The sequence below is a fragment of the Photorhabdus hainanensis genome (assembly GCF_018448965.1).
GTDB lineage: Bacteria > Pseudomonadota > Gammaproteobacteria > Enterobacterales > Enterobacteriaceae > Photorhabdus > Photorhabdus akhurstii.
The window spans coordinates 1-25,686 of sequence record NZ_RCWD01000016.1; the positions used below are offsets into that span (position 1 = coordinate 1).

At 41.7% G+C, this 25,686-nt stretch carries 24 protein-coding genes and 1 pseudogene; 5 read left to right on the top strand and 20 right to left on the bottom strand.

Annotated features, from left to right (window positions below):
• Window positions 1-686: 686 nt before the first annotated feature.
• Both EAE92_RS11500 and EAE92_RS11505 read left to right on the top strand, forming a co-directional pair.
• Window positions 687-915 (top strand): annotated as a pseudogene (locus EAE92_RS11500) (IS30 family transposase); the annotation flags it as partial.
• A gap of 270 nt (window positions 916-1,185) precedes the next feature.
• Window positions 1,186-2,862 carry a S8 family peptidase gene (locus EAE92_RS11505; protein ID WP_214068182.1) on the top strand — a complete coding sequence of 559 codons (1,677 nt, stop codon included), beginning with the start codon at window positions 1,186-1,188 and terminating at the stop codon, window positions 2,860-2,862.
• An 86-nt stretch (window positions 2,863-2,948) separates the two neighbouring features.
• On the opposite strand, the gene EAE92_RS11510 is transcribed toward EAE92_RS11505, so the two are convergent.
• The 18 genes from EAE92_RS11510 to yceD all read right to left on the bottom strand — a co-directional run bounded on the left by EAE92_RS11510 (window position 2,949) and on the right by yceD (window position 18,462).
• Window positions 2,949-4,253 (bottom strand): NAD(P)/FAD-dependent oxidoreductase, encoded by a 1,305-nt coding sequence (locus EAE92_RS11510; protein ID WP_036782186.1) that lies wholly within the window; start codon window positions 4,251-4,253, stop codon window positions 2,949-2,951.
• A 415-nt stretch (window positions 4,254-4,668) separates the two neighbouring features.
• Window positions 4,669-5,691: a beta-N-acetylhexosaminidase gene (nagZ, locus tag EAE92_RS11515; RefSeq protein ID WP_214068183.1), complete on the bottom strand. Its 1,023-nt coding sequence runs from the start codon at window positions 5,689-5,691 to the stop codon at window positions 4,669-4,671.
• A 50-nt stretch (window positions 5,692-5,741) separates the two neighbouring features.
• Entirely contained in the window at window positions 5,742-6,605 is an 864-nt protein-coding gene (thiK, locus tag EAE92_RS11520; protein ID WP_214068184.1) for a thiamine kinase, read from the bottom strand.
• Window positions 6,592-7,158 (bottom strand): penicillin-binding protein activator LpoB, encoded by a 567-nt coding sequence (gene lpoB / locus EAE92_RS11525; protein ID WP_214068185.1) that lies wholly within the window; start codon window positions 7,156-7,158, stop codon window positions 6,592-6,594. The genes thiK and lpoB overlap by 14 nt, the downstream gene beginning before the upstream one ends.
• Before the next feature lie 180 nt (window positions 7,159-7,338).
• A complete protein-coding gene (gene hinT / locus EAE92_RS11530; RefSeq protein WP_036815020.1) occupies window positions 7,339-7,695 on the bottom strand; it encodes a purine nucleoside phosphoramidase in 357 nt (118 codons plus the stop codon).
• A 71-nt stretch (window positions 7,696-7,766) separates the two neighbouring features.
• A complete protein-coding gene (locus tag EAE92_RS11535) occupies window positions 7,767-8,552 on the bottom strand; it encodes a metal-dependent hydrolase (protein WP_214068186.1) in 786 nt (261 codons plus the stop codon).
• A gap of 31 nt (window positions 8,553-8,583) precedes the next feature.
• Window positions 8,584-9,567, bottom strand: a complete 984-nt coding sequence (gene holB, locus EAE92_RS11540) for a DNA polymerase III subunit delta' (RefSeq protein WP_214068254.1) — start codon at window positions 9,565-9,567, stop codon at window positions 8,584-8,586.
• A complete protein-coding gene (gene tmk, locus EAE92_RS11545) occupies window positions 9,567-10,205 on the bottom strand; it encodes a dTMP kinase (RefSeq protein WP_214068187.1) in 639 nt (212 codons plus the stop codon). Before tmk ends, holB begins: the two co-directional genes overlap by 1 nt.
• Complete coding sequence (gene mltG, locus EAE92_RS11550; RefSeq protein WP_214068188.1) at window positions 10,202-11,227, bottom strand: endolytic transglycosylase MltG; 1,026 nt, start codon at window positions 11,225-11,227, stop codon at window positions 10,202-10,204. The genes tmk and mltG overlap by 4 nt, the downstream gene beginning before the upstream one ends.
• A gap of 32 nt (window positions 11,228-11,259) precedes the next feature.
• Window positions 11,260-12,084: an aminodeoxychorismate lyase gene (pabC, locus tag EAE92_RS11555; protein ID WP_214068189.1), complete on the bottom strand. Its 825-nt coding sequence runs from the start codon at window positions 12,082-12,084 to the stop codon at window positions 11,260-11,262.
• Window positions 12,085-12,312: 228 nt separating this feature from the next.
• Entirely contained in the window at window positions 12,313-13,563 is a 1,251-nt protein-coding gene (fabF, locus tag EAE92_RS11560; RefSeq protein ID WP_046395080.1) for a beta-ketoacyl-ACP synthase II, read from the bottom strand.
• A 73-nt stretch (window positions 13,564-13,636) separates the two neighbouring features.
• Window positions 13,637-13,873, bottom strand: coding sequence for an acyl carrier protein (acpP, locus tag EAE92_RS11565; protein ID WP_011147052.1), 237 nt, complete (start codon window positions 13,871-13,873; stop codon window positions 13,637-13,639).
• A gap of 154 nt (window positions 13,874-14,027) precedes the next feature.
• Window positions 14,028-14,762 carry a 3-oxoacyl-ACP reductase FabG gene (gene fabG / locus EAE92_RS11570; protein ID WP_214068190.1) on the bottom strand — a complete coding sequence of 245 codons (735 nt, stop codon included), beginning with the start codon at window positions 14,760-14,762 and terminating at the stop codon, window positions 14,028-14,030.
• Window positions 14,763-14,770: 8 nt separating this feature from the next.
• Complete coding sequence (gene fabD, locus EAE92_RS11575) at window positions 14,771-15,703, bottom strand: ACP S-malonyltransferase (RefSeq protein WP_214068255.1); 933 nt, start codon at window positions 15,701-15,703, stop codon at window positions 14,771-14,773.
• 24 nt (window positions 15,704-15,727) lie between these two features.
• The gene (locus tag EAE92_RS11580; RefSeq protein WP_214068191.1) at window positions 15,728-16,681 is read right to left on the bottom strand and encodes a beta-ketoacyl-ACP synthase III; all 954 of its coding nucleotides are present in this window, start codon (window positions 16,679-16,681) and stop codon (window positions 15,728-15,730) included.
• Window positions 16,682-16,687: 6 nt separating this feature from the next.
• On the bottom strand, window positions 16,688-17,725 hold the full coding sequence (gene plsX, locus EAE92_RS11585) for a phosphate acyltransferase PlsX (RefSeq protein WP_072165629.1): 1,038 nt from the start codon (window positions 17,723-17,725) through the stop codon (window positions 16,688-16,690).
• A gap of 29 nt (window positions 17,726-17,754) precedes the next feature.
• On the bottom strand, window positions 17,755-17,925 hold the full coding sequence (gene rpmF / locus EAE92_RS11590; protein ID WP_011147057.1) for a 50S ribosomal protein L32: 171 nt from the start codon (window positions 17,923-17,925) through the stop codon (window positions 17,755-17,757).
• Between the two features lie 12 nt (window positions 17,926-17,937).
• Window positions 17,938-18,462 carry a 23S rRNA accumulation protein YceD gene (gene yceD, locus EAE92_RS11595; RefSeq protein WP_036782159.1) on the bottom strand — a complete coding sequence of 175 codons (525 nt, stop codon included), beginning with the start codon at window positions 18,460-18,462 and terminating at the stop codon, window positions 17,938-17,940.
• A gap of 142 nt (window positions 18,463-18,604) precedes the next feature.
• On the opposite strand from yceD, the gene EAE92_RS11600 reads away from it, so the two are divergent.
• Window positions 18,605-19,195, top strand: coding sequence for a Maf family protein (locus tag EAE92_RS11600; protein WP_214068192.1), 591 nt, complete (start codon window positions 18,605-18,607; stop codon window positions 19,193-19,195).
• Here EAE92_RS11600 and rluC read toward each other — a convergent pair.
• The gene (gene rluC / locus EAE92_RS11605) at window positions 19,192-20,151 is read right to left on the bottom strand and encodes a 23S rRNA pseudouridine(955/2504/2580) synthase RluC (protein WP_214068193.1); all 960 of its coding nucleotides are present in this window, start codon (window positions 20,149-20,151) and stop codon (window positions 19,192-19,194) included. The genes EAE92_RS11600 and rluC overlap by 4 nt on opposite strands.
• A gap of 559 nt (window positions 20,152-20,710) precedes the next feature.
• On the opposite strand from rluC, the gene rne reads away from it, so the two are divergent.
• Window positions 20,711-23,773 carry a ribonuclease E gene (gene rne, locus EAE92_RS11610; protein WP_214068194.1) on the top strand — a complete coding sequence of 1,021 codons (3,063 nt, stop codon included), beginning with the start codon at window positions 20,711-20,713 and terminating at the stop codon, window positions 23,771-23,773.
• 184 nt (window positions 23,774-23,957) lie between these two features.
• The gene (locus EAE92_RS11615; protein WP_214068195.1) at window positions 23,958-24,590 is read left to right on the top strand and encodes an SDR family oxidoreductase; all 633 of its coding nucleotides are present in this window, start codon (window positions 23,958-23,960) and stop codon (window positions 24,588-24,590) included.
• 44 nt (window positions 24,591-24,634) lie between these two features.
• Here the strand turns inward: EAE92_RS11615 and tmaR are convergent, their stop codons facing one another.
• A complete protein-coding gene (gene tmaR / locus EAE92_RS11620) occupies window positions 24,635-24,952 on the bottom strand; it encodes a PTS system regulator TmaR (protein ID WP_046396789.1) in 318 nt (105 codons plus the stop codon).
• Window positions 24,953-25,686 lie beyond the last annotated feature (734 nt).

A 25,686-nucleotide genomic window follows, 5' to 3' on the forward strand; every position in this document is an offset into this window, starting at 1 on the left:
TTATATGACAAAGCAAAAAACAGGCCAATGTGATTATTTTGTAACAGCATTGTATAAAAAATAGATTAATATTAATCATTTAATAACCAGCATTAATAATTTCAAATTAATTTTATGGTTTTATTTTTAAAGTGTGATGCAAATCACATTTATGATGATTGATTTCAGCATTGAATGACTTGAACTGTGACAGTTATTTTTAATTTGTGATAAGTAATGACCTTTTCTGATTAGATTGGATGATGACTTTTAGCTCAGTTGGCAAAACAGGCGCTACGCTATTGCGGATTGGGAGATAACTATCAGACAGCAGGTATTGGTGGTGATTACACAGCTAATTTCTCTATTACCGGACTTGATGTCTAGTTGAGCTGCCCATATCGATTTTGGTTAAATAAACTCTATCAGGTAAAAATAAATCCCGTGCTACTGCTCCGTAATTAACTCACAGATTGGAAAAAATCATGAATCCTAATGAGACAAAGATCTCCAGTGAGGATGTATCCATGCCAATCTTACTTTTTATCGGCTGCTCGCTCTGCCAGAAGATCATTTAACCTAAAACCTCCATAATTATATTGGGATAAACAACATGATTTGTTAGCGTCATTCTCCGTAATTGGAGAGTTGAACGTATCGGCGATTGGGAAGGTAATACGATGCTTGGAGTTTGCAGAGCATGAACTAAATTAGAGTCGCAAATTTACTTTTCTCACCCTTATTCACCTTGGGAAAGGGGGACTAATGAAAACATCAATGAGTTAATCACCAAAGGGAACCAGTTTTAATGAAATATCTGAGCAGAAATTAAATTTTGTGGTAAACCGATTAAGTAATCGCCCCGAAAAACTCGGGGGTGGGAAGACACATAATGAATTATTTAGAGGAACACGGATGTGTTTACTTCCAGAGTAACAATGTTGCACTTACTATGTAAATATATTACATACTATTAATAAGGTTATTCAAACTTATCCACCTTAATAAAAACCCACTTTTTATTTTAAGGAAAATAACTTCCTCACCAAAGCGATTATAAATTAATTCTAAAATCACATTCAGCAATAATCAGTATAGATAGCCCAGTTACTCTCTAACAGAACAATGGACTAAGAAATAATAATAATATGAAATACCCAGTTATAGTTATACTGAGGAGGCAATTAACCAAAGAGGAGAATGATAATGAACATATCCCTTGAGTACTTTCAATCTGCAAAATTTGACGGTAATTTATATCTCAAATGTCACGGTGAAATTAGTAACAATACAGAAATAAAATACACCGTAACCAATTCAAATACAAAAGAGATATATGAATGTTATAGTGAAGATAATCAAATCGCCTGCTTGACTTCACTAAAACCCGCAAATTATACGATAGAAACCATCCTTGTTCAGGATGGTAAAACAGTTGCTAATCTTACACCAGAAAATATAGAAATAAAAGAATCAGATTTATTGTTTGATATCAATAAGAAAATCGATGAGATAGATAAAAACAAAACTGATAATATTGACATTAACCATATCCTCCCGAAACAAACACCTGCTAAAGGTAACACCGTCTCTTTAAAAGGAAATAATGATATCCCAAATAAGAATTTGAAATATAATCTTGAAATTCTGTTTTCCCCTGATGGATTAAAAAAATTTGAAATAGAAAAAGATAACTTATTACCTATTTTTAATTCATATAAAAGCGCAATAGAGATAAAACCTGTTTTTAATCAAGAAGATTTAGATAGGAAAACCTGGAAAACACCAGAATTCAGTAAATTAACTCATCTTTACAAGATAGATGCTGATATTAGTCATGCTGATTTAGTCAAGTTAGCCAATGAACTAGAGGAACTGGACTATGTCGAATTTTGCTCTCTTACGCCGATTTTGAAAGAGCTACCGCCACCGCCTTTACTTCTGTCTGAAGAGGAAACCATAATTCCTGAATTTGATACTACTCATATCGTTACACCTGATTTTTCACATCTACAGGGATATTTAGACGACCACAACGGTATGAATATTAGAAAGGCTTGGGATGAAGGTTATAAAGGCAAAGGCGTCACTGTACATCATCTTGATTTCGGCGTTTATAGAAACCATGAAGATTTAGTTGGTAATATTACGGTTATCAACAGCCGCCCAGAAACACAAGATTGTAATCATGGCACAGCAGCCACCGGCTGTATTTCTGCAAAAGATAATGAATTCGGTGTGACGGGTATTGCTCACGAATGTCAATTCCGTTTTTATGACGTCGATGATTTTGATAGAATAATATATAGCTTTTTACCAGGAGATATTATTAGTTTAAATATTCAAACTGTAGCCAATAATAGATATTATCCTTTTACCTACCTCAAATCTAATTGGCAAAGAATAAAGAGTTGTGCTGATGCAGGAGCTATCATTATTTTCGCTTCTGGTAATAGTGGTATTAATTTAGCCTATGACTTCACTTTCCCTAATTACGGTGATCCTGGTGGTATTATGATCGGTGCCTGTACATCAATTAATGGACACCGATTAGGCTTTTCCAATCATAATCTTCACACCAGTTTAAACTCCTGGGGTGAGAATGTCACAACTACTGGATATACAAACTTACAGTACCTACCAGGAAATAATAGAAATTATACTCGCGGTTATAATGGTACATCCAGTGCTACACCTTTAGTCGCAGGGGCATTAGCACTTATTCAGTCCTATGCCAAATCAAAATATCATAAATATCTTAACTGCACTCAAATAGCAACACTGGTTAGAAGTAGCGGTTTTACAATAGGAGAACTACAAGGAATCGGCTCGCGACCAAATGTCGCAAATGCTTTCAAATTAGTTGATCGTTTGCTTTCTTAATTAAGGTAAATGATTTCAGATTAAAGTAGTGGTGTTTTATCAGGGCCACCCGTTATTCTACGGGGGGCCTTATATTAATTAAGTCATTAATGCAGTTTCAATCGAGGGCGAATTACACGGTTTATACCGCCAACAAGCATCATCAAGCTAGTTTTGATATATCCATGTAAGGCTACCTGATGCATACGATATAAAGAGATATAGACAGCGCGAGCTACACGCCCTTCTATCATCATTGAACCACGCATCAAATTGCCCATCAAACTACCCACCGTACTGAATTTAGACAATGACACCAATGAGCCATGATCTTTGTAGGTATACTCTTTTAACGGTTTATCATGCAACAAGGCAATAATATTACTGTAACAGCAGCTAGCCATTTGATGAGCCGCCTGCGCCCTTGGTGGAACAAAACCGCCTTCCTTCTTCGAGCATGACGCACAATCACCAATGGCAAAAATATGATCATCAAGTGTCGTTTGCAGCGTTGGCTTCACCACTAGCTGGTTAATCCGGTTGGTTTCAAGACCCGCAATATCTTTCATAAAATCAGGTGCTTTGATACCGGCAGCCCATACCATGAGATCAGCTTTAATTAGCTCACCCTCTTTAGTATTCAACCCGCGTTCATCAGCACTGGTCACCATAGTTTTGGTTAATACATGAACGCCAAGTTTTGTGAGTTCCTGATGTGCCGCAGCAGAAATACGCGCCGGCAATGCAGGCAAAATCCGCTCCCCTGCTTCGACTAACGTCACGTTCAACGCTTCTGAATTCAACCCTTCAAAACCATAACTGTTAAGCTGTTTTACCGCATTGTGCAATTCCGCTGATAGCTCAACACCTGTCGCACCACCGCCAACGATAGCAATATTAACCTTATCTTGCTGCCCACAGTTTGCAGAATACTTAAGAAACAGATTCAACATTTCATTATGGAAACGGTGAGCCTGTTGTGGATTATCCAGGAAGATACAATGCTCTTTCACACCCTGTGTATTAAAATCATTGGATGTACTGCCCAAGGCCATAACCAGAATGTCGTAGCTCAATTCACGTTCAGGCACCAGCACTTCGTTATATTCATCCCTGATCTCAGCCAAAGTAATTTTTTTGCTATCACGGTGAATATCAGTCAACGTCCCTAATTGGAAACTGAAATAGTGATTACGGGCATGGGCCAGATAACTCAACGCATCAACCCCATCGTCAAGGGAGCCTGTTGCCACTTCATGTAATAACGGCTTCCATAAATGACTTTGGTTACGATCCACCAGCACAATTTCTGCTTTCTTCTTGCGACCCAACTTATGCCCCAGACTGGTTGCCAGTTCCAAACCACCGGCACCTCCACCAATGATAACAATTCTCTTCTTTGGTGTTGTCATGACTACTCCACTAAAATGTAAACCAAATGTTATTTAAGGGCAGTAAAATAATACCTTTAAATAACATTTAGCTTTATACAAATAACTGATGTGATAATTACAGAATATCATGACTGGTTAGTAGGTCATACCAAAATTGAACAACATCAAATTCTTTTGAATAAATAAACATCAATCACAAAACTTGTCAATTTATTTTCAGTTGGTTGGATTCAGCTCTTATTTTTCTCATGTTTTTATTGACGCAGGAAAGAAAATATGAATTAAGAAAGAGATCTTAAAAAAACCTGATATCAAAGAAATTTCAGGAATGCGACAATGCTATTTATACAAAAAAGCGGGATATTTTCCCGCACAATTAACGCTAAAGGTCATCTATTTGGCAATAAAACAAACATAAAAGATGACTTTACAATTACCGCACACAACCCTGCCATTGCTCATGTAAAGCCGTTAGTGCTTTATTAGCCTGCTGCCAACGTTTTGAATTCTTTAACTCATTCAAACTGTATTGATTACCTCGATGATACAATTCTGATAATTTCTCCACTTTGGTCAAAGGCAGATTATCAAGCACGCTAACCGCTCCATCACGGTTATTACATATCAAAATCATGTCACAACCTGCATTGAGGGCAGTCTGTCCGCGTTCAACGTAACTTCCCATCATCGCCGCCCCCGCCATAGAGAGATCATCGGAAAATATCACGCCATCAAAGCCCAATTGCTGACGAAGCACTGATTTTAACCAGTATGACGACCCGCTGGCTGGATGCTCATCTACCTGAGAATAGATCACATGAGCCGGCATAATCGCATCCAATAAATTGCGCTGAATAAAATCACGAAAAATAGACATATCATGATGACAAATAACTTCCAACGGGCGATCATCACAGGGAGTTTCTTTATGAGAATCAGCATCAACAGCACCATGCCCCGGAAAATGTTTACCCGTCGATTTCATACCAGCAGAATGCATGCCTTTAATAAAGTGCTCCGCCATCATCTTGGCCTGTTCGGGATCTTCATGGAATGAACGTTCACCAATAGCCACACATCGGTGACCTAAATCCAAAACCGGAGCAAAGCTGATATCAATATCCATAGCAATCATTTCAGACGCCATCAACCAACCCGCCTCTTCCGCCAATTGAATTCCATTGAGATTGTCACTCAATCCAGCAAAAGATTGAGCTGCCGGTAAACAAGTGAAACCTTCACGGAAACGCTGAACTCTGCCGCCTTCTTGATCAACAGCAATCACAAGACGATAACGGGAAGCCTTACGAATCTGACGTACTAATTCTCGTAATTGCTCAGGATCATGAAAATTACGGGTAAACAGAATTAATCCGCCCACTAATGGATGTTGCAAAATTTCCTTCTCTTCATTATCCAATTCATAACCAACAACATCTAACATGACCGGACCCATAACATTCCTCACTTGTATTCATGTACTGCAATTAATGCAGTGCGATATATTTAAAACGTTAGACCAAAAGAGAGACGTAACGGTTGTGCTAATTCTAAAAATTGTGGATCACCACTCTGTTTCCAACGCACTTCAAACCACATCAAAAACATATAATCAACCCAAAGTCGCCAACGTTTAATCTGGCGCTCTAATAGTGTGCGATTCAAGTATCCTGATGGCTGACAACAATAGTAGTTCAAAAAATCTTGCTGTTGCGATTCATTCCAGTGATTAGTGAGAAACAGTGTCGCTAGCGCAAACCCAATATCGGTATCAGTTGCATATTCCCAATCAATGAGTTTCAGCCCCTGAAAAGTATTAAGCAAATTACCGTAATGCACATCCATATGAGCGGGTGATAATTTGAGTATTGAAGGCATTGGAGATGACATAAAGTGTTTATGCAACCGCAACCAGCGGGGAGTAAGACGCGTTTTATCAATTTGCAACCAGTGGCTTTCTAGTTGATGCCGTAGTTGAAGCCGGTAGCCAAACAGCGGCTGGTGATGCAAAATCGCCAATAATGCCGCCAATTTTTGCAAAAAATCAGGCTGAGAAAACTCATTTTGCCCAATCACATGGCCGGGCAACCACGTCAACAACAGCCAATGAGGAACCATTGCTATGACTTGCGGAGCAATTTTTACCTGGCTGAGATGGCGCAAAATGGCGCTTTCACGCTGACGATTAACGCCAAGCTGTTTCCCTTGTTGCCACTGCTTACGGCCGACAACATGATATTTACCATTGGTGGCGTAATAGCTCCCATTTGTCAGACCGCTTAACGGTCTTATTTTCCAATCGCCTACTTCGGTATGCGGCCATTGCCTGCACAATGCCCGCAACAAACAATCATGATTATTTAACGTCACCGTGCCCTGACCAAAGAATCTCACCCGTCTGTACCAGCATCAGTTGCATGACGATATCGCGCTTATCACTGTTACCTGAAACTATAGAATAAAGGACATAATCGGCATTCAAATAACGCGCCAGACCAATCGCTTTGCTACGCAATCCCAAACTATCTTCCTCAGATAAGCCTAGAGATTGACGGGCACTTTGCACTTGATTTTGTGGTACTAACTCAAAAACCTGTTTGCTACTGACAGCTTGACGCAAAGCATCGGTTGCCTGCATGGTTTGTAATGCACCGTTGGTATTATTTTTTACTGTATCAACTAACAGTAGCTTCCCGTTTTCCAACCCATGAGCCTTAACTAATTGCTCAACTAATGGTTGCACAGTACTTTCCCAGTCAATCGCGAGCATTTTCGGGAGTTCTGGCACTTTTTCCGATGGCGTCGGTTTTTCCGATGGAGTCACTGGTACGACCGGAGTCGGAGGTTCGGGCTGCTCCGGTGGCAAGGATGGACATCCCGCCAAAAATATAACCGATAGTGCTACAAAAAGAATTCTTCTCATTAACCTATTCCAATTACAGAGTTCTAAAAAACAGATAAATTTCCGATGTGACATCAGCAATATGTTATCAGTTCAACTCCAATGATAAATTTGCAGCATTTATTAAAAAATCGAGATATTCGAGGCATCTTGGAATAAACATCCCCGAATATCTGCCTAATATCCATGAATTTCAATACTTCACATTGACTTCATCAACAATGGCCCTAAGTGGCGGCCGCCAACCAAATGCATATGAATATGATAAACCTCCTGTCCCGCATGGCGGTTACAGTTCATAATCAAACGATATCCATCTTCAGCAATGCCTTCTTGTTCAGCAATTTTTGCCGCAACCGTCATCATGCGCCCTAACGCTGCTTCATGCTCCGGTTTAACATCGTTCACTGTTGGGATCAGGACATTTGGAATAATCAGAATATGGGTCGGCGCCTGTGGAGAAATATCGCGGAATGCAGTGACCAGATCGTCCTGATAAACAATATCAGAAGGTATTTCACGGCGAATAATTTTACTGAAAATAGTTTCTTCTGCCATCATATTTTCCTTTTATTCAAAAAAACAACCGATATATGAGCGCTTACAAGCCAAAGATTCAAGTTGATAAATCAAATTTTGTCTACATCAACATGAAATAAATCGCAAAAATTCTGTGTAGTCACCTCTGCTATTGCCTCAACACTCACACCTTTGAGTACAGCCATATATTCCGCAACATCACGTACATAGGCTGGCTGGTTCTCTTTGCCACGATGAGGCACGGGTGCAAGGTAAGGCGAATCAGTTTCAATCAGAATACGATCTAATGGTACATATCTCGCCGCTTCACGGATCTGCTCTGCATTACGGAAAGTCACAATACCAGAGAATGAAATATAGAAACCTAAATCCAGTAATTCTCTAGCCGTATCTTTATCTTCCGTAAAACAGTGCAAAACACCGCCACATTCTCGTGCCTGTTCTTCACGCAATACCTTTAAAGTATCATCACGAGCACTACGGGTATGAACGATAACCGGCTTGTTGAGTTTGCGCCCGATACGAATATGTTCACGAAATGAGGTTCGCTGTAATTCAGCATTATCCTGTTGATAATAGTAATCCAACCCCGTTTCACCTAGTGCGACAACTTCATTCCCGGCCGCTAAACGCGCCAATTCATCAAAGTCATAACCTTCATCCAGATTAAGTGGATGAATACCACAGGAAAATACGATATTTTCCCGTTTACCAATTAGCGTTTTCATTTGCTGGAAACCGGGTAGCGTCGTCGCTACTGCCAGCATAAATTTAACCTCCCGATCTGCCGCTTTTGCAACAACATCATCTACATTTCTATGTAGGTTTTCATAATCGAGACAATCGAGATGACAATGCGAATCAACTAACAACATATTTAAACTCGTATACAAAAAAATTTCAGGGTTATGAAGTAAACTGTTTTTCCCAATTAAGCAACTGTTCTACCAACAACAATTCCCAATTTACGCCCACTACTGAAAGCAATTGATGACGACAAGACATCCAATCACCAACGCTTTGCAGCAAAACAGCCATAGTATGCATGGAACTCAATTGATAAATCAGCGTTTGTTGATCCTGATTGATGCAATAACGCTGTACCTGCTGTCGCCACTTTACCGCATCAAGTAACAAGCTAATAAGCCAATGAAGACGTTGTGGCGCATTTTCATGATTAAGCTGAGGTAAAAGTGACAAAGCATCACGTTTATCCAAAGCCTGTTTAACAGCCTGACAAAACTGTTCCCGTATCTGCCATTGTTCCGGTTGCAATAATTGCTCTGCTGCTACAGGAGCCCCCTGAGACAGTTTCAATGCTGTTATTGCATCGGCAGAAGAAATTAAAGGCAACTGTTTTTGCAACCAATAAAGACTACTTTCTGTTTCAGGCGCCGGCAAAAAATAGTAAAAACAGCGGCTGCGTAAAGTTGCCAAAAGGCTGGCTGGTTGCCGACATTCCAGAAGAAAATAGGTATGTTCCGGCGGCTCCTCCAACGTTTTCAATAATGCATTAGCCGCAGCATCTGTCAAACATTCGGTCAAAGGTAACCAGACAATTTTTACCCCACCTTGCTGAGAACGGCTATAAAGCTTTTCCGTAATCTGCCGTACCGCTTCCACACCAACGCTGGTTTTACCCTTCTCCGGTGACATAATGTACCAATCAGGATGAGTCTCTGCCATCATCAGATGACAGCTATGACACTTCCCACAACTTTTCATCCCCTGTCTATCCTGACACATCAACCATCGGCTTAATCCATAGATCAACACATCGGCCCCAGTACCTGCATTAGCATGAACCAATAAAGCGTGATGGCCTCGACCTTGCTGGTGAGATTCCACCAACTGACGATATGCCTGATTAAGCCACGGATACCAATTCATTAGCCATTTTCCTGCTGCTTTAGCCATTGCCCAAGTACCTGATAAATATCTGCTTGTACTTGCTCTATCGGTTGAGCCGCATCAACGGTCGCAATATTCTTATCCTGTGCCGCCAACTCCAGGTAACGACTGCGTGTACGATCAAAAAAATCCATCGACTCTTTTTCAATTCTGTCTAACTCTCCACGTTCACGAGCGCGCAGTAAACCAATCTGAGGAGGAAGATCGAGATAAATAGTCAGGTCAGGACGGAAATCACCAAGCACAGTATCACGTAGCGAACTCATCAAGTTTTTATCAATACCACGCCCTCCCCCTTGATATGCCTGGGAAGAGAGGTCGTGACGATCACCCACAACCCATGTACCGCGAGCCAAAGCAGGTTTAATCACATTTTCGACTAATTGAACTCTGGCTGCATATAACATTAACACCTCTGCTTTATCCGTCAGAGATTCACCTTCAACACCTTGTTTAATTAACCCACGTAATTTTTCTGCCAGTGGTGTTCCACCCGGCTCACGGGTAAAAATTAAATTCTGAATACCGTGCTGCTGCAATATTTCAACGACTGTTTTCATCGCTGACGTTTTTCCCGCGCCTTCCAGCCCTTCAATAACAATAAATTTGCTGTTCATTTGTCCTGTTTTAACCTCTGACGGTAAATATTTACCGCCTTGTTATGCGCAGCTAGATTGGTCGTAAAAGTATGGCCACCTTTACCATTCGCCACAAAATAGAGAAATTCGGTTTTTGCCGGGTGGGCAGCCGCTTTTATGGAAGCAAGACCAGGCATCGCAATCGGTGTGGGTGGCAGGCCATCAATCATATAAGTATTGTAGGGCGTCAATGTCGTTAAATCTTTACGAAAAATAGTGCCTGTGTATTTTTCACCTAAACCATAAATCACGGTCGGATCAGTTTGAAGCCGCATGTTCAACCGTAAACGATTAATAAATACAGAAGCGACTTTTGTCCGCTCAGCCTCAACACCGGTCTCTTTTTCAATAATCGACGCCATAATCAACATTTCATAAACATTCTTATAGGGTAGATTTTTGTCGCGCCCTTCCCATTCCTCTTCAAGCGTCATTTTCATCTGTCGATATGCTCGTTTCAGCAATGCTACATCGCTTGTACCTGCCGTATAGTGATAGGTATCAGGATAGAGCCACCCTTCCAAAGTATCGGTATCTTTTATATCGAGTATTTCCGCCAATTCATGAGCATTCTTATCATCCAATTCATGTTTAAGATACTCAGATTGCTGTAGTATTTTCCACCAGTCAGATAAACGGCTACCTTCAACGAAACGGACCGTGAATTGCGCTTCTTTACCACTAGAGAATAGCTGCAACATTTCTCGCAACGTCATTTCACGTGCTAGTTGGTAAGTCCCCGCTTTAAACTCGGCAAGTTTTGGTTCCAGCCTTAATAACCAAGGGAAAATATGACTATCTTCAATCAAATTATCCCGAACGAGTAACGCCTCCAAACCATGACGACCAATACCGGCAGGTAAGGTAAATATTCGATCCTGTTTAATTGTGAGTGTTTGATCCGCAAATTTTTCAACTTTTTTATAGCCAGCATAGAGTAATATTGCTGCCGTAATGACAATCAAAACCAATAGAGCAAAAAGACGTTTTTTCCGTTTCATCAATTAATTTAATCACTTAAACACATTATGCATTACAACTTTAGGCATTCAGGAAGCAAATATTCATATAGCTCCCTTGACTGATATTTCCACGTGGGCTGATTTTCATGAACTTGAATTTCTTTGACAGGTATCACTGGCATTAAAGAATTACAGACTATCACCTCATCTGCATCAGCCAATGTTTCGGGATAACAATTTACACAGGAAAAATCATAATCACTTTCCGATAATAACGCGATTATTCTTTTCCTCATCACCCCTTCAATACCACAGCCTCGTAAATCAGGAGTATACACATCTTTTCCTTTACGCCAGAAAATGTTTGCAGTACAGCATTCAACCAATAAACCATCCGTATCAAGTACCAGAGCTTCGTCAGCATTTGATTTTTCGATAAATGATTTAATCAATACCTGTTCTAATCGGTTAAGGTGTTTAATTCCAGCAAGATAAGGATTTATTCCCATCGGTATCGGACTGAGCACCAGAGAGAACCCTTTCTGACGCTGTTTCAAATACTTCTCGGGATAAGGACTAAGAGACAAAATCTGATTGGATTGCGTAAAACCCTCAGCACTATAACCACGCCCTCCGGTTCCACGGGAAATAATAACTTTAAGTACACCTTGTTCAGTTGTGGAAGCAATCTGTTTTATATGGTTTTCAAGCTGTTGCCAATCGGGTTGTGGAAGATATAGCCTTTCAACGCCTTTTTGTAATCTTTGGATATGCAATGGCAATAAAGCGACCTGCCCCTGTTCTATTTTTGCTGTTGTGAAACAACCATCACCGAATTGAACTGAACGATCATTCACTGGTAAATAGTCGCTCCGCTTCCCATTAATCCAATACATATAGCTTTATTCTTAATTACTCAAAAAAGGCATTTCAATCAATTTATCAACAGACGGTATGATAGTATATCGCTGACACGAGTGCAAAAATGCCCATGATTCTTGCCACAAAAAAAGCTCCAATAATGATTAACTATTGGAGCTATCTATTTTGTCGCCTCTCAATATTTACAAATTCATACCGAGGGGCCTTCAACAGCAATTTTCTGTAATATCAGACTTTACCTGTTAATCAGGTTTAATCTTACGGAAAATCAGTGAGCCGTTAGTACCACCGAAACCGAAAGAGTTACACAATGCATATTCCATTCCCTCTACCTTACGGGACTCATTTGGCACGAAATCCAGACGGCAGTTCTCATCCTGGTTTTCCAGGTTGATAGTTGGCGGAACAACCTGATCACGCAATGCCAGGATAGTGAAAATAGATTCAACCGCTCCCGCAGCACCCAACAAATGACCCGTCATTGATTTGGTTGAGCTCACTAAAACATCAGTGCCTTCACCAAAAACTGACTCAACCGCATGAGCTTCCGCTAAATCGCCAGCCGGTGTTGAAGTACCATGAGCATTAATATATCCCACTTGCTTGGTAGTGATACCGGCATCTTTCAGCGCATTTTCCATCGCCAGCGCAGCACCTGCGCCATTCTCTGGTGGTGACGTCATATGATAAGCATCACTGCTCATGCCAAAGCCAACGATTTCTGCGTAAATTTTCGCACCACGTCTCTTCGCATGCTCATACTCTTCCAGCACCAAAATACCTGCGCCATCCCCCAGAACAAAGCCATCGCGGTCTTTATCCCACGGACGACTTGCACTTTGTGGATTATCGTTACGGGTAGATAGAGCACGGGCAGCGCCAAAACCACCAACCCCTAGAGGAGTACTGGCTTTTTCCGCACCACCTGCCAGCATAATGTCAGCATCATTATAAGCAATAATACGGGCAGCATGACCAATGTTATGTACACCTGATGTACATGCTGTGGCGATAGAAATGCTTGGACCACGCAAGCCGTAAATAATACTCAAATGACCTGCTACCATGTTTACAATCGTAGAAGGTACAAAGAATGGGCTGATCTTACGAGGACCGCTCGCCACCAACGCCCCGTGATTTTCTTCAATCAGACCCAAACCACCAATACCAGAACCAATAGCAGCACCAAAACGACTAGCATTGGCTTCTGTTACTTCAATTCCGGAATCTTCAATGGCTTGCACACCTGCTGCAATACCATATTGAATGAAGTCATCCATTTTTCGTGCGTCCTTGCGCGAAATATTGAAATCTTCATGATTAAAATCTTTAACCAGACCTGCAAACTTAGTTGCATGGTGACTGGTGTCAAAATGGTCAATAAGGCTGATACCACTCTGTCCGGCACAAACAGCTTTCCAAGAAGATTCTGCTGTATTACCGACAGGAGATAACATGCCTAGTCCGGTCACAACTACTCGACGCTTAGACACGCTTATCCTCCAGGGAGGGAAATTATTTAGGGCAGAAACATAGGCGGTCGAATGACCGCCTAGGTGTGTTCACTTATTCGCTTTGGTTCTGGACGTAGTCAATAGCTGCCTGAACTGTAGTGATCTTTTCTGCTTCTTCATCTGGAATTTCGATATCGAACTCTTCTTCCAGAGCCATTACCAGTTCAACTGTGTCAAGAGAATCAGCGCCCAAGTCATCTACAAAAGAAGCTGAATTAACGACTTCTTCCTCTTTAACACCAAGTTGTTCAACGATGATTTTTTTAACGCGTTCTTCAATAGTGCTCATGCTATTAAATTTCCTATCAAAATTCGCTTTCGCGATGGTTTTCGTAGTTTATAAAATACAGGAAAAGATGCAACCCAATCCCGGCTGGTCGAACCACAAACGTGCACTATTTTGCGTTATTTGACACAAAAAATGCAACTGGTTCGCTCATTTTTTAGTTCATGTACATGCCGCCATTGACATGTAATGTTTCGCCTGTGATGTAAGCCGCTTCATCAGAAGCAAAGAAAGCCACAGCACTAGCAATTTCTTTCACATCCCCAAGCCGCTTAGCGGGGATATCTTTCGAAAAGTTCGCCAACTGTTCCTCTGGCAACGCTTTTAGCATATCAGTTTCAATAAGCCCTGGCGCAACAACGTTAACAGTAATACCACGAGAAATCACTTCACGAGCCAGTGTCTTACTGAAACCAACAAGACCTGCTTTCGCCGCTGCATAGCTTGCCTGCCCAGTGTTCCCCATCGATCCCACAACAGATCCAATAGAGATGATACGACCATAGCGTTTTTTTATCATGAAGCGCATTGCCGCTTTTGTCATACGGAAAACGGATGAAAGATTAGTGTCAATAACATGCTGCCACTCATCATCCTTTATGCGCATCACCAGGTTATCAGCCGTGATACCCGCATTATTCACTAAAATGTCAAGCCCACCCCACTCTGTTCGGATGGTAGACATAAGTTGTTCAATCGATTCCGGATCAGTGACATCCAGTACAAAACCTTTACCTTTTTCACCAAGGTAAGTACTGATGACTTCAGCACCTTTTTCGCTTGTTGCTGTACCAATGATATAGGCCCCACGCTCTGCTAATAGTTCAGCAGTTGCATGGCCGATCCCACGGCTAGCTCCTGTTACTAATGCAATCTTTCCGTCTAATCTCATATTGTTCCTCAATTATTTTCCAATGCAGTTACTAGTGAAGCTGTGTCATTAACTGCTGCTGCACTTAAGGTATTGACAATTCGTTTAGTTAAACCTGTCAAAACTCTACCTGGCCCTACTTCTAATAGCCGCCCGACACCCTGTCCAGCAATAAATTCAACTGTTTCTGTCCAACGGACAGGGTTATAGAGTTGTCGTACCAGTGCATCACGGATAGCTTCAGCAGATTGTTCTATTTCCACATCAACATTATTTACCACCGGGAACTGAGGATGGCTAAATTCAATCCCTTCCAAAACAACTGCCAGCTTATCTGCGGCGGGTTTCATCAGTGCACAATGCGACGGTACACTGACTGCCAAAGGCAGCGCACGTTTCGCACCTGCGGCTTTACATGCATCACCAGCACGCTCTACCGCCTCTTTCTCACCGGCAATAACAACCTGACCAGGTGAGTTAAAGTTAACAGGAGAAACAATTTGCCCCTGAGCTGCTTCTTTACAGGCGCGATCAATGGATTCATTATCTAAACCAATAATAACATACATCGCACCAACGCCTTCAGGTACAGCTTCTTGCATCAATTCGCCACGCAGTTCAACAAGTCTAATTGCTTGTTTGAAATCAATGACACCTGCGCAAACCAGTGCAGAATATTCACCAAGGCTATGTCCAGCCATCAGTGATGGTGCTTTTCCACCTTTTTCCTGCCAGACCCGCCAAATAGCAACCGATGCTGCCAACAACGCGGGTTGAGTTTGCCATGTTTTGTTCAGTTCTTCTTCTGGCCCCTGTTGAACCAGCGCCCAGAGATCATATCCCAGTACATCAGATGCTTCAGCAAAAGTTTGCTCGACAACCGGGAACGCTGTAGCCAAATCGGCCAACATGCCAAGGTCTTGAGAACCCTGACCAGGAAATACCATTGCAAATTCAGACATAGACATGTTCATCTTCCTGTCAAATTAAAAACGTATCAGTGCTGAACCCCAAGTAAGGCCACCACCAAAAGCCTCAATTAAGATTAACTGACCACGCTTAATCCGGCCATCACGCACTGCTTCATCAAATGCTGTGGGTACCGATGCCGCAGAAGTATTACCGTAACGATCTAGTGTTACCACTACTTTATCCATTGTCATGTTTAATTTTTTAGCTGTCGCTGCGATAATACGCAAATTAGCTTGATGAGGCACCAGCCAATCCAACTCACTATACGGTAAGTTATTTGCTTCTAAAGTCTCATCAACTATGTTAGCCAATTCACGAACTGCAATCTTAAATACTTCATTACCGATCATACTGGCATACGCTGGTTCTTTTAGATTCTGACGCTCCTGATAAGGCAATACCAACAATTCACCATAGCTGCCGTTTGCATGAAGGTGAGTTGAAAGAATTCCTGGCTCATTAGAAGCCCCTACCACCATAGCACCTGCGCCATCGCCAAACAGGACAAGTGTTCCGCGATCTTCTGGATCAAGTGTTCTGGTAATAGAATCAGAACCAATAACCAATGCATGTTTCGCCACACCGGTTCTAATAAACTTATCAGCAATACTCAGTGCATAAACAAAACCAGAACAAGCGGCGGAAATATCAAAAGCCGCTGAATTTTGGGTACCCAACATGTGCTGAATTTGGCATGCGGAACTAGGGAAAGCATGGGTGGCTGAAGCTGTTGCAACAATGATTAAATCAATCTGATCTTTGTCAATGCCCGACATTTCAATTGCTTTCTTGGCGGCCCGAAACCCCATAACCGCAACGGTTTCATCATCAGTAGCGATACGACGTTCGCGGACACCTGTACGGGTAACAATCCACTCATCAGACGTATCTACCATTTTTTCTAAATCAGCATTAGTACGCACTTGCGCAGGCAGATAACTACCTGTACCTAAAATTTTTGTATACATGTATGTTCAGTCACTCTTGGGTAATGCTGTTTCCAGGCGTGCAGCAATTCTATCAGGAACCTGCCTTTCAACGGCCTGAACAGCCTGTTCGATTGCGGCTTTAAACGCATGCTCATTAGCCGCCCCATGGCTTTTGATTACAATTCCATATAATCCTAACAGACATGCGCCATTATACTGGTCAGGGTTCAGGTGACCGAAGCGTTTTGTCATCCGTTTTTGCAACCACTTCTTGACTATTTTCAACAACCAGGAAAACTTTTTCTTTTGTCCATCCGATGATTTAAGCAGGGATAAGATAACTCTGATCGCCCCCTCCATCGTTTTTAACGTCACGTTACCTGCGAAGCCGTCACATACCAGTACATCACTCTTACCTGTCAGCAATTCATCACCTTCCAGATAACCAATGTAATTTATTGTCGGAATGCTCTTTAAAATAGTGGCGGCTTCGCGGATATTATCCAGCCCTTTACTCTCTTCTGTACCAATGTTAAGCAATGCTACCGCGGGATTAACCACGCCTACGACTTCTTCGGCCATTACTGAACCCATAATGGCGAATTGTACCAACATGCGGCTATCGCAATTAACATTGGCCCCTAAATCCAATACGACCGTTTCCCGCTGCTTCAAGTTTGGCAACACGGTCATCAAAGCAGGTCTTTCAATGCCTTCTATAGATTTTAGCATCAATTTAGATAACCCCATCAATACTCCGGTATTTCCTGCGCTGATACACGCCTGCGCTTCACCTGATTTCACTAAATCCAAGGCAATACGCATTGACGTTCCTCGGCTATTGCGAATCGCTTGTGATGGTTTCGCATCATTAGCCACAACCCGTTCAGCAGGAACCACTTGTAAACGACTGAGCAACTCAGCATCGCTATTTACAAGCATCGGAGAAATGATATCGGGGATCCCGACCAGCAATAATTTAAGTCTAGGGTTAGACGCCAGTGCCTGCAATGCAGCAGGCACCGTAACGCGAGGACCAAAGTCCCCGCTCATGGCATCTAACGCTAAAGTCAGATTAGTCAAGGTATTAACTTGCTAATGACTGGCGGAGATTATTTGTTGATGACTTTGCGGCCACGGTAGTAGCCATCAGCAGTCACATGGTGACGCAGGTGAGTTTCACCAGAAGTTTTATCTACAGACAGTAATGGTGCAGTCAGTGCATCATGAGAACGACGCATACCACGTTTAGAACGAGTTGGTTTATTCTGTTGTACGGCCATTGACCTTACTCCTTAAGTACTTTTCTTTAAGCTGGCTAATACGGCAAATGGGTTTGGTTTTTCAGCCTCTAGAGGTAATTCACCAAACACCATGTCCGCCTCGGACACTTCACAGTGTTCAGAATCATGTACCGGAACCACCGGCAGAGAAAGAATTATTTCATCTTCAATCATTGCCAGCAAATCTATTTCGCCAAATTCGTTAACGTCAATTGGCTCATACTCTTCCGGTAATGCTTCAGCCTGTTCATCATTGACGACCGGGCTAAAACAATATGTTATGTGAACGTGATGGCTGAAATTACCGCCACAACGCTGACATTCAAGCGTAACATCCACATCGGAATGCCCACGCACAACCGCCAGACGTTGGTTATCTATCTGAAACGATAAAACGCTGTCTACATCATTGTCCACGCTAACCACAGATTCCGCGATACGCAAAACTTGCTCAGGTGAATAACTACCTGCGTAGTCTAATCGTTTCTGAGCTGCGCGAAGCGCATCAATGGTTAGGGGTAATTTTACCTTTTGCATAAGGCGCGCATATTATCTTTGTAATGAGATATAGTCAAAGAAAAAGGCCACACATCTGCACCTTTCCGCCAAATATTCGCTTATTAAGCTGTGTCTAGTTTAAAATGCCTGCAATTATTTCGCCATGTCTTTTGGAAAAATTATGACACAAATCATTTTAGCTTCCACCTCTGCTTACCGCCGCATGTTACTGGAAAAACTTCGTTTACCCTTTATATGCGCGGCTCCTGATACTGATGAAACACCTCGAATGAATGAAAATGCAGAACAACTCGTTATGCGTTTGGCACAAGCCAAAGCACAGGCATTACAAGCTAAATATTCTCAGCATTTGATTATTGGTTCCGATCAGGTTTGCGTTATTAATGGCGAAATTACCGGCAAACCTCACAGTTTTGAAAATGCATTTAAACAATTACGGCAAGCCAGTGGTCATTGCGTCACTTTTTATACCGGCATTTCTCTCTTTAACAGCAAAACAGGAATAGCGGATACCCGTTGCGAATTATTCAATGTTTATTTTAGAGAACTCACTGATGATGAAATCTGGGCTTATTTAACCGCGGAAAACCCCCTTAATTGTGCCGGAAGCTTTAAAAGCGAAGGGTTAGGAATTACTTTATTTGAACGACTTGAAGGGAAAGATCCGAATACGCTAATCGGTTTACCATTAATTACATTGACTGAATTATTAATCCGCCAGGGGGTAAACCCTCTGACGGAGATAGGTTAATTATTGTGATACTGACGTAGCGTTTTTATACAATAGCGCAACTGCTCATCCATCGGCGCTTCAAGACGTAATGTCTCCCCCGTCGAAGGATGAGTAAATTTTAGCGCGCTGGCATGCAAAAATAGGCGGTTAAGACCCGTATCTGACAGTTGCGAATCAAAAACTTTATCGCCATAACGATCATCAAAAGCGATCGGATGCCCAGCATATTGTGTATGAACACGGATTTGATGAGTCCGACCTGTTACAGGGCTGGCTTTCACTAACGTTGCATTGGTAAAACGCTCTTCTACTTTAAAACGTGTTTCAGAAGGCTTACCTTCACTGTTTACCTTAACAATTCGCTCACCACTTTGCAGGATGTTTTTTAGCAATGGAGCCTGAACAACTTTACAATGTGATTGCCATTGTCCTCGAACTAAAGCCAGATAATCTTTCTGCATCTGTTTAAGCCGTAATTGCTCGTGCAAGGCCCGTAAAGTTGAGCGTTTTTTAGCAATTAACAGAATTCCAGAGGTATCACGATCCAAACGATGCACCAATTCGAGGAATTTGGCTTCCGGACGTAAAACCCGTAGCCCCTCAATAACGCCAAAACTTAAGCCACTACCGCCATGAACCGCCGTACCGGAAGGTTTATTGAGCACCAGAATATGGTCATCTTCGTATAAGATACAATCGCCTAATGCAGCGACTTTATCCAGTTTAGCTGAAACCGGCGCCTCTTGCCGTTCTGCAACCCGAACCGGCGGAATTCTGACAACATCCCCCGCAGACAATTTATACTCAGGTTTTACCCTGCCTTTGTTTACCCGAACTTCTCCTTTACGCACAATCCGGTAAATCATGCTCTTAGGAACCCCTTTCAAACGCGCTAATAAAAAGTTATCAACACGCTGTCCGGCCTCATCGTCATCAATAGTGACAAATTGTACAATTTGATTATTCGTTTTCATGATAGCAATTTTAATTATCACTCAAGCAGAGTGCTACTCATTTTTAAATATGTGTAAAAATCACGCATACTTTCTGGCTGTTACCTTCCCTACTTTAAGATAAAGATTAAATATTAACTATTTCTTCCTATTTCATCAGAAAAACCGCTTAAAGACATAAAGTCACCTTGCTATCACCCCAACAGCAATGGAATAATACGTAGTCACCATCAGTTTTTTAATCCTGAATGGCGAAGTTAAACGTTTGTTCTTTATTTGATTGCACAAAAACGCAGCAATGGCGTAAGACGTACTGGGAAATCAAATAATTAGCGGGCTACGGGTAGCAGATTACTGGAACTGGATCAAATCCGCTTCATTTATATTTGCAGATTATTCCTAGAAAAAGGTACTGTTTTCTAAGTGAAAATTCAGACCTGCCGAAAATATGCGTCTCTATACAAACGACAACCGGGAGGTTGGCGGATTTGTAAAAGACACGAGACCATCGGTTACCAGTCGCTCATCTATATTTGCCCGTGGCTCTATAACTAATGTAAAAAATAATGAGTAAGTTACAATGAAAAGAATGCTAATCAACGCAACTCAGCAAGAAGAGTTGCGTGTTGCTCTGGTTGACGGGCAACGTCTTTATGATTTGGATATCGAAAGCCCAGGACACGAGCAAAAAAAAGCAAATATCTACAAAGGTAAAATCACCCGAATTGAACCTAGTTTGGAAGCCGCTTTTGTTGACTATGGTGCTGAACGGCATGGTTTCCTTCCTATTAAAGAAATAGCCCGCGAATACTTCCCCAATAACTACCATCCTCATGGTCGCCCTAATATCAAAGATGTTCTCAGGGAAGGCCAAGAAGTTATCGTTCAAGTCGATAAAGAAGAACGTGGTAATAAAGGGGCTGCTTTAACTACTTTTATCAGCCTGGCGGGCAGTTATCTGGTATTAATGCCTAATAACCCTCGCGCCGGCGGTATTTCCCGCCGTATCGAAGGAGATGACCGAACAGAACTGAAAGAGGCGTTGGCATCGCTAGAAGTGCCGGAAGGAATGGGACTGATCGTCCGCACCGCGGGCGTCGGTAAATCCGCAGAAGCACTACAATGGGATTTGTCATTCCGCCTTAAACACTGGGAGGCGATCAAAAAAGCCGCCGAAAACCGCTCTGCGCCATTCTTAATCCATCAAGAAAGCAATGTTATCGTCCGTGCTTTCCGCGACTACTTGCGCCCAGACATCGGTGAGATTTTAATCGACAATCCCAAGATTCTCGAGCTGGCACGGCAGCATATCACTGCACTTGGCCGCCCTGATTTCACCAGTAAAATCAAGCTATATAGTGGTGAAGTTCCCCTGTTCAGCCATTATCAAATTGAATCGCAGATTGAATCTGCATTTCAGCGTGAAGTTCGCCTGCCGTCAGGCGGTGCTGTGGTTATCGATACCACAGAAGCATTAACCGCGATCGATATTAACTCTTCTCGCGCAACACGCGGAGGGGATATCGAAGAGACCGCTTTTAATACCAATCTTGAAGCAGCGGATGAAATTGCCCGTCAGTTACGCCTGCGTGACCTTGGTGGTTTGATTGTTATCGATTTTATCGATATGACACCCGTACGCCATCAACGTGAAGTGGAAAACCGCCTACGTGATGCTGTTCGTCAGGATCGTGCTCGTATTCAAATTGGTCGTATTTCCCGCTTCGGTCTACTGGAAATGTCCCGTCAGCGCCTGAGTCCATCGCTAGGTGAATCCAGCCACCACGTTTGCCCGCGCTGTAGCGGCACAGGGACTATTCGTGATAACGAATCCCTGTCGCTATCCATTTTACGTCTGATTGAAGAAGAGGCACTGAAAGAGAACACGCATCAAGTACATGCTATTGTTCCGGTACAAATCGCCTCATATCTACTAAATGAAAAACGCCAGGCAGTCAGCGCAATTGAGCGCCGTCAAGGAGACGTTGGCGTGGTGATCGTGCCTAACGATCAAATGCAGACTCCCCACTTCTCTGTCTTACGCGTGCGTAAGGGTGAGGAAATTTCTACACTGAGTTATCTGCTTCCTCAATTTCATGAAGCTGGAACGACAAATCCTCAAGATGATGTCCAACCTGAACGTAAGCGTCCTGAACAGCCCGCTATTTCTGCCTTTGCTTTACCAGCCGATACACCAGCACAGCAGCCATCACATAAAGCAAAAGAGAAAAAGCCTAATCGCCCTGCTCAGACTATAACGGAACAACCTGGTCTCTTTAGCCGCTTCTTAACTGCTTTGAAAAAAATGTTCAGCACAGAAGAAGAAAAACCGGCCCAGAAAAAAGAGAATAAATTATCCGGTCATGATAGCCGTCGCTCTTCTGAACGACGTAACCAACGCCGTCAAAATTCACGTAAAGATCGTGATGATAATAATCTGCGTGATGAGCAACGTAATAACCGTGATCGCGACGAGCAACGGAAAAATCGTAATACTCAACAGAAAAATGGCGCTCAAGATAACAACATGACGATAGATACGGCTGCTCGTGAAGCTCAACAGCAGCAACGTCGCGAGCAACGTGCCGAACGTCAACGCCGTCGTCAGGAAGAAAAACGTCAGCAGCAACTTGAAATCCAGAAGCCAGAAGTCGTTGAAAATGAGGTTGAAGAGCGTCTGCCAGTCGCACCACGTCGCCAACGTCGTCAGCTTGAACAAAAAATCCGCATCATAGATGAAGTGAAAGAAGTTACAACTGCCGCTTCACTGCCGGTTCCTGTTGTTACAGAAGAGCAATTACCAGCACCGGTTGAAATACCTGTAGAAACAGTTCAGCCACAACAACTGGCTGAAAATAAAGAGCAACAAGATAATGTTATGCCACGCCGCTCTCGTCGCTCACCTCGTCATTTGCGCGTTAGTGGTCAGCGCCGCCGCCGTTACCGTGATGAAAGAAATCTACTTCAATCACCGGCGCCATTATCTATGGCTGTTGCATCACCAGAAATGGCTTCCGGTAAAGTTTGGGTTCGCTATCCGGTGGTTCCGATTTCCATAGAAATTCCTGAGGAAATTGCCATGATCGAACAGCAAGAACAGCAAAATGAGGTATTGCCAACAATAGCAGCAGAGACAGATTCTGCAATCACCGTTATTGCAGAATCTGAGCAAACCATCACTGAATCGCCTAAGGTAACGGAGACGCTGGAAGTTCGCCAGGACGGAATCAGACCTGAAACAGGCATTACGGAACAAAATGACATTGTTCTACAACAAACCGAATTAATGCAGGAAGAGCCGTCAGTTATTGAACTTGTTGCAATAACGCCGATTGCCCTTGAATTTGAACAGCAACCTGAAACAGAAGAAGACATTGTTGTTTCTAAAGAAATTGCAGCAGTGATGACTGTCGAAGAGAGTAAAGATGAAATGGTTAAACAGCCTCTTGCCGTTATAGCAAAAATTCATCATGCTTATGCGCCGATGACAAAAGCTCCAGCCCCTAAGATGATTGAAAAATCCATTATTATTAACGAATGGCAACGACCTTTTTCTCATTTTGAAGGGAAAGGAGGAGCTGGGGGCCATTCAGCCACTAACGCGGCCGCTTCACCAATGGCTAAACCACAGTCTTTCGAATAAATAACATTATTTAATGTTAGCAGAATGGCTCTTTTTGGGGAGCCATTTTTTTTGCCACTAACCCCACAAAAATAGTTACCATTAATTTTATTCTATCTACATAAGAGTTAGTTTAAACGATTGTCACAGTTATTCTGTTCAATTAATTATCATTCGATTTCTTATTTAACCAGGAGAATAATCTATGAAGCCGTGGCTTATTTTTGGTGCCGGTAGTGGCGTTGGACGTCATCTCGTGACTGTAGCAGTGCAACAAAAACGTCCCGTAATTGCTCTTATCCGCAATTCTCAGCAAGCTACTGAGCTAAGTGCTTTAGGTGTCAAAGTGATACAAGGTGATGCCTGTAATGCGGAAGATGTTGAAAAAGCAGTACAACATGTAAGTTCAGAGGCAATCGTCTTTTCTACTATTGGTGGAATTGATTCAGATCTCTCTGGCAATATGACTATTATTGATACTATTGAGAAAACTGGAATAACACGTATGTTACTCGTTACCTCAATAGGCTGTGGCGAAGGCTGGAAAACCTTGTCACCTAGAGCTAAATCATTGTTTGGTCAATCTGTCAGGCGTAAATCAATGGCAGAAAGCTACCTCCAGACAAGTTCCTTGAATTACACAATTATTCGCCCAGGCGGATTAACAAATAAACCAGGAACAGGCCATTGCCAAAGATATCAGAGTGAAATTCATGGTGCAGTGAGTCGCCAAGATGTCGCACATCAACTCGCAATTATGGCAGAAGAAGAAACTTCATATCAGCAGATTTATGCCTTAGCTGATCCAGAACTTGAACCTGATTGGGCGGTTGCATAGTCGGTAAGAATAACCACGCATCAATGCGTGGTTATCTAACGATACTATTTGAGCTCGCCCATTGCTTTAAGCTTCTTAGACAATTCACGACGCTCTTTAGAAAGATCCGCATTTTTAATTATGTGATCATCTATGCGGTCTTCATAATCACTTCTCATATTCATAATGATGCTCTGAATATCTTCAATTGACATACCGGGCTTGATGTATTCACTCAAGTTGTCAAGCAATAAAACTCGTTTCTGGTTATCACGTATTTTCTTTTCATTGTCTGCGATTTCACGCTGCAACTTATTCTTACGACGAAACATACGTACAAACTCCAGCACATTGTGGAATGATGGTTTATTTGCATTGTCCATTTTCATACCTTTCTTTTACTCAAACGTACAGATTATCCAATTTAACTACACAATAAGACCAAAATCATTAATAGACAAGTTAGTTTCCGTTATTTATTGATTCTCATTAATTACATAAACCTGTTAACTTCTTGCTAAAAGTTCAACATATTGACTCAATCGAAAACAATCGGCCATTGCGAATGAATAATAAATCGCCAATCCTCCACTGACAGAAGCACAATTTTTCCCTATCGCTCATCTTCCATCTCTTACTCTATAATTTTTTCAGGTTTCAAGTGTACTATTATTAATCACTATTATCTCCATGATTATCTAACAAACGTAATTACATATTTGTCAGAGACAAAATTTATATATTTTCATATGATAAAAATTCAATTATTTTCTCATGAAAAATTAATAAAAAACTATAAATTTAATTCCATTCAGAAATTAAACAAAATATTAATAAACAAACCAAATAAAGACAATTAATTATATAGAGCACGATAAAATATTGAATAAAACGTTAACATTATCTAATATTATATACATCTTAAACTGTATTCATTCTTTTATTTTACAACTCTTTGTAAGATAAGATTTTCAGGTAACTATTTTTAATAAAATTTATATCCAATGGAAAAGCATTTAGTTTATTAGTTTATTAGTTTATTAGTTTATTAGTTTATTAGTTTATTAGTTTATTAGTTTATTAGTTTATTAGTTTATTAGTTTATTAGTTTATTAGT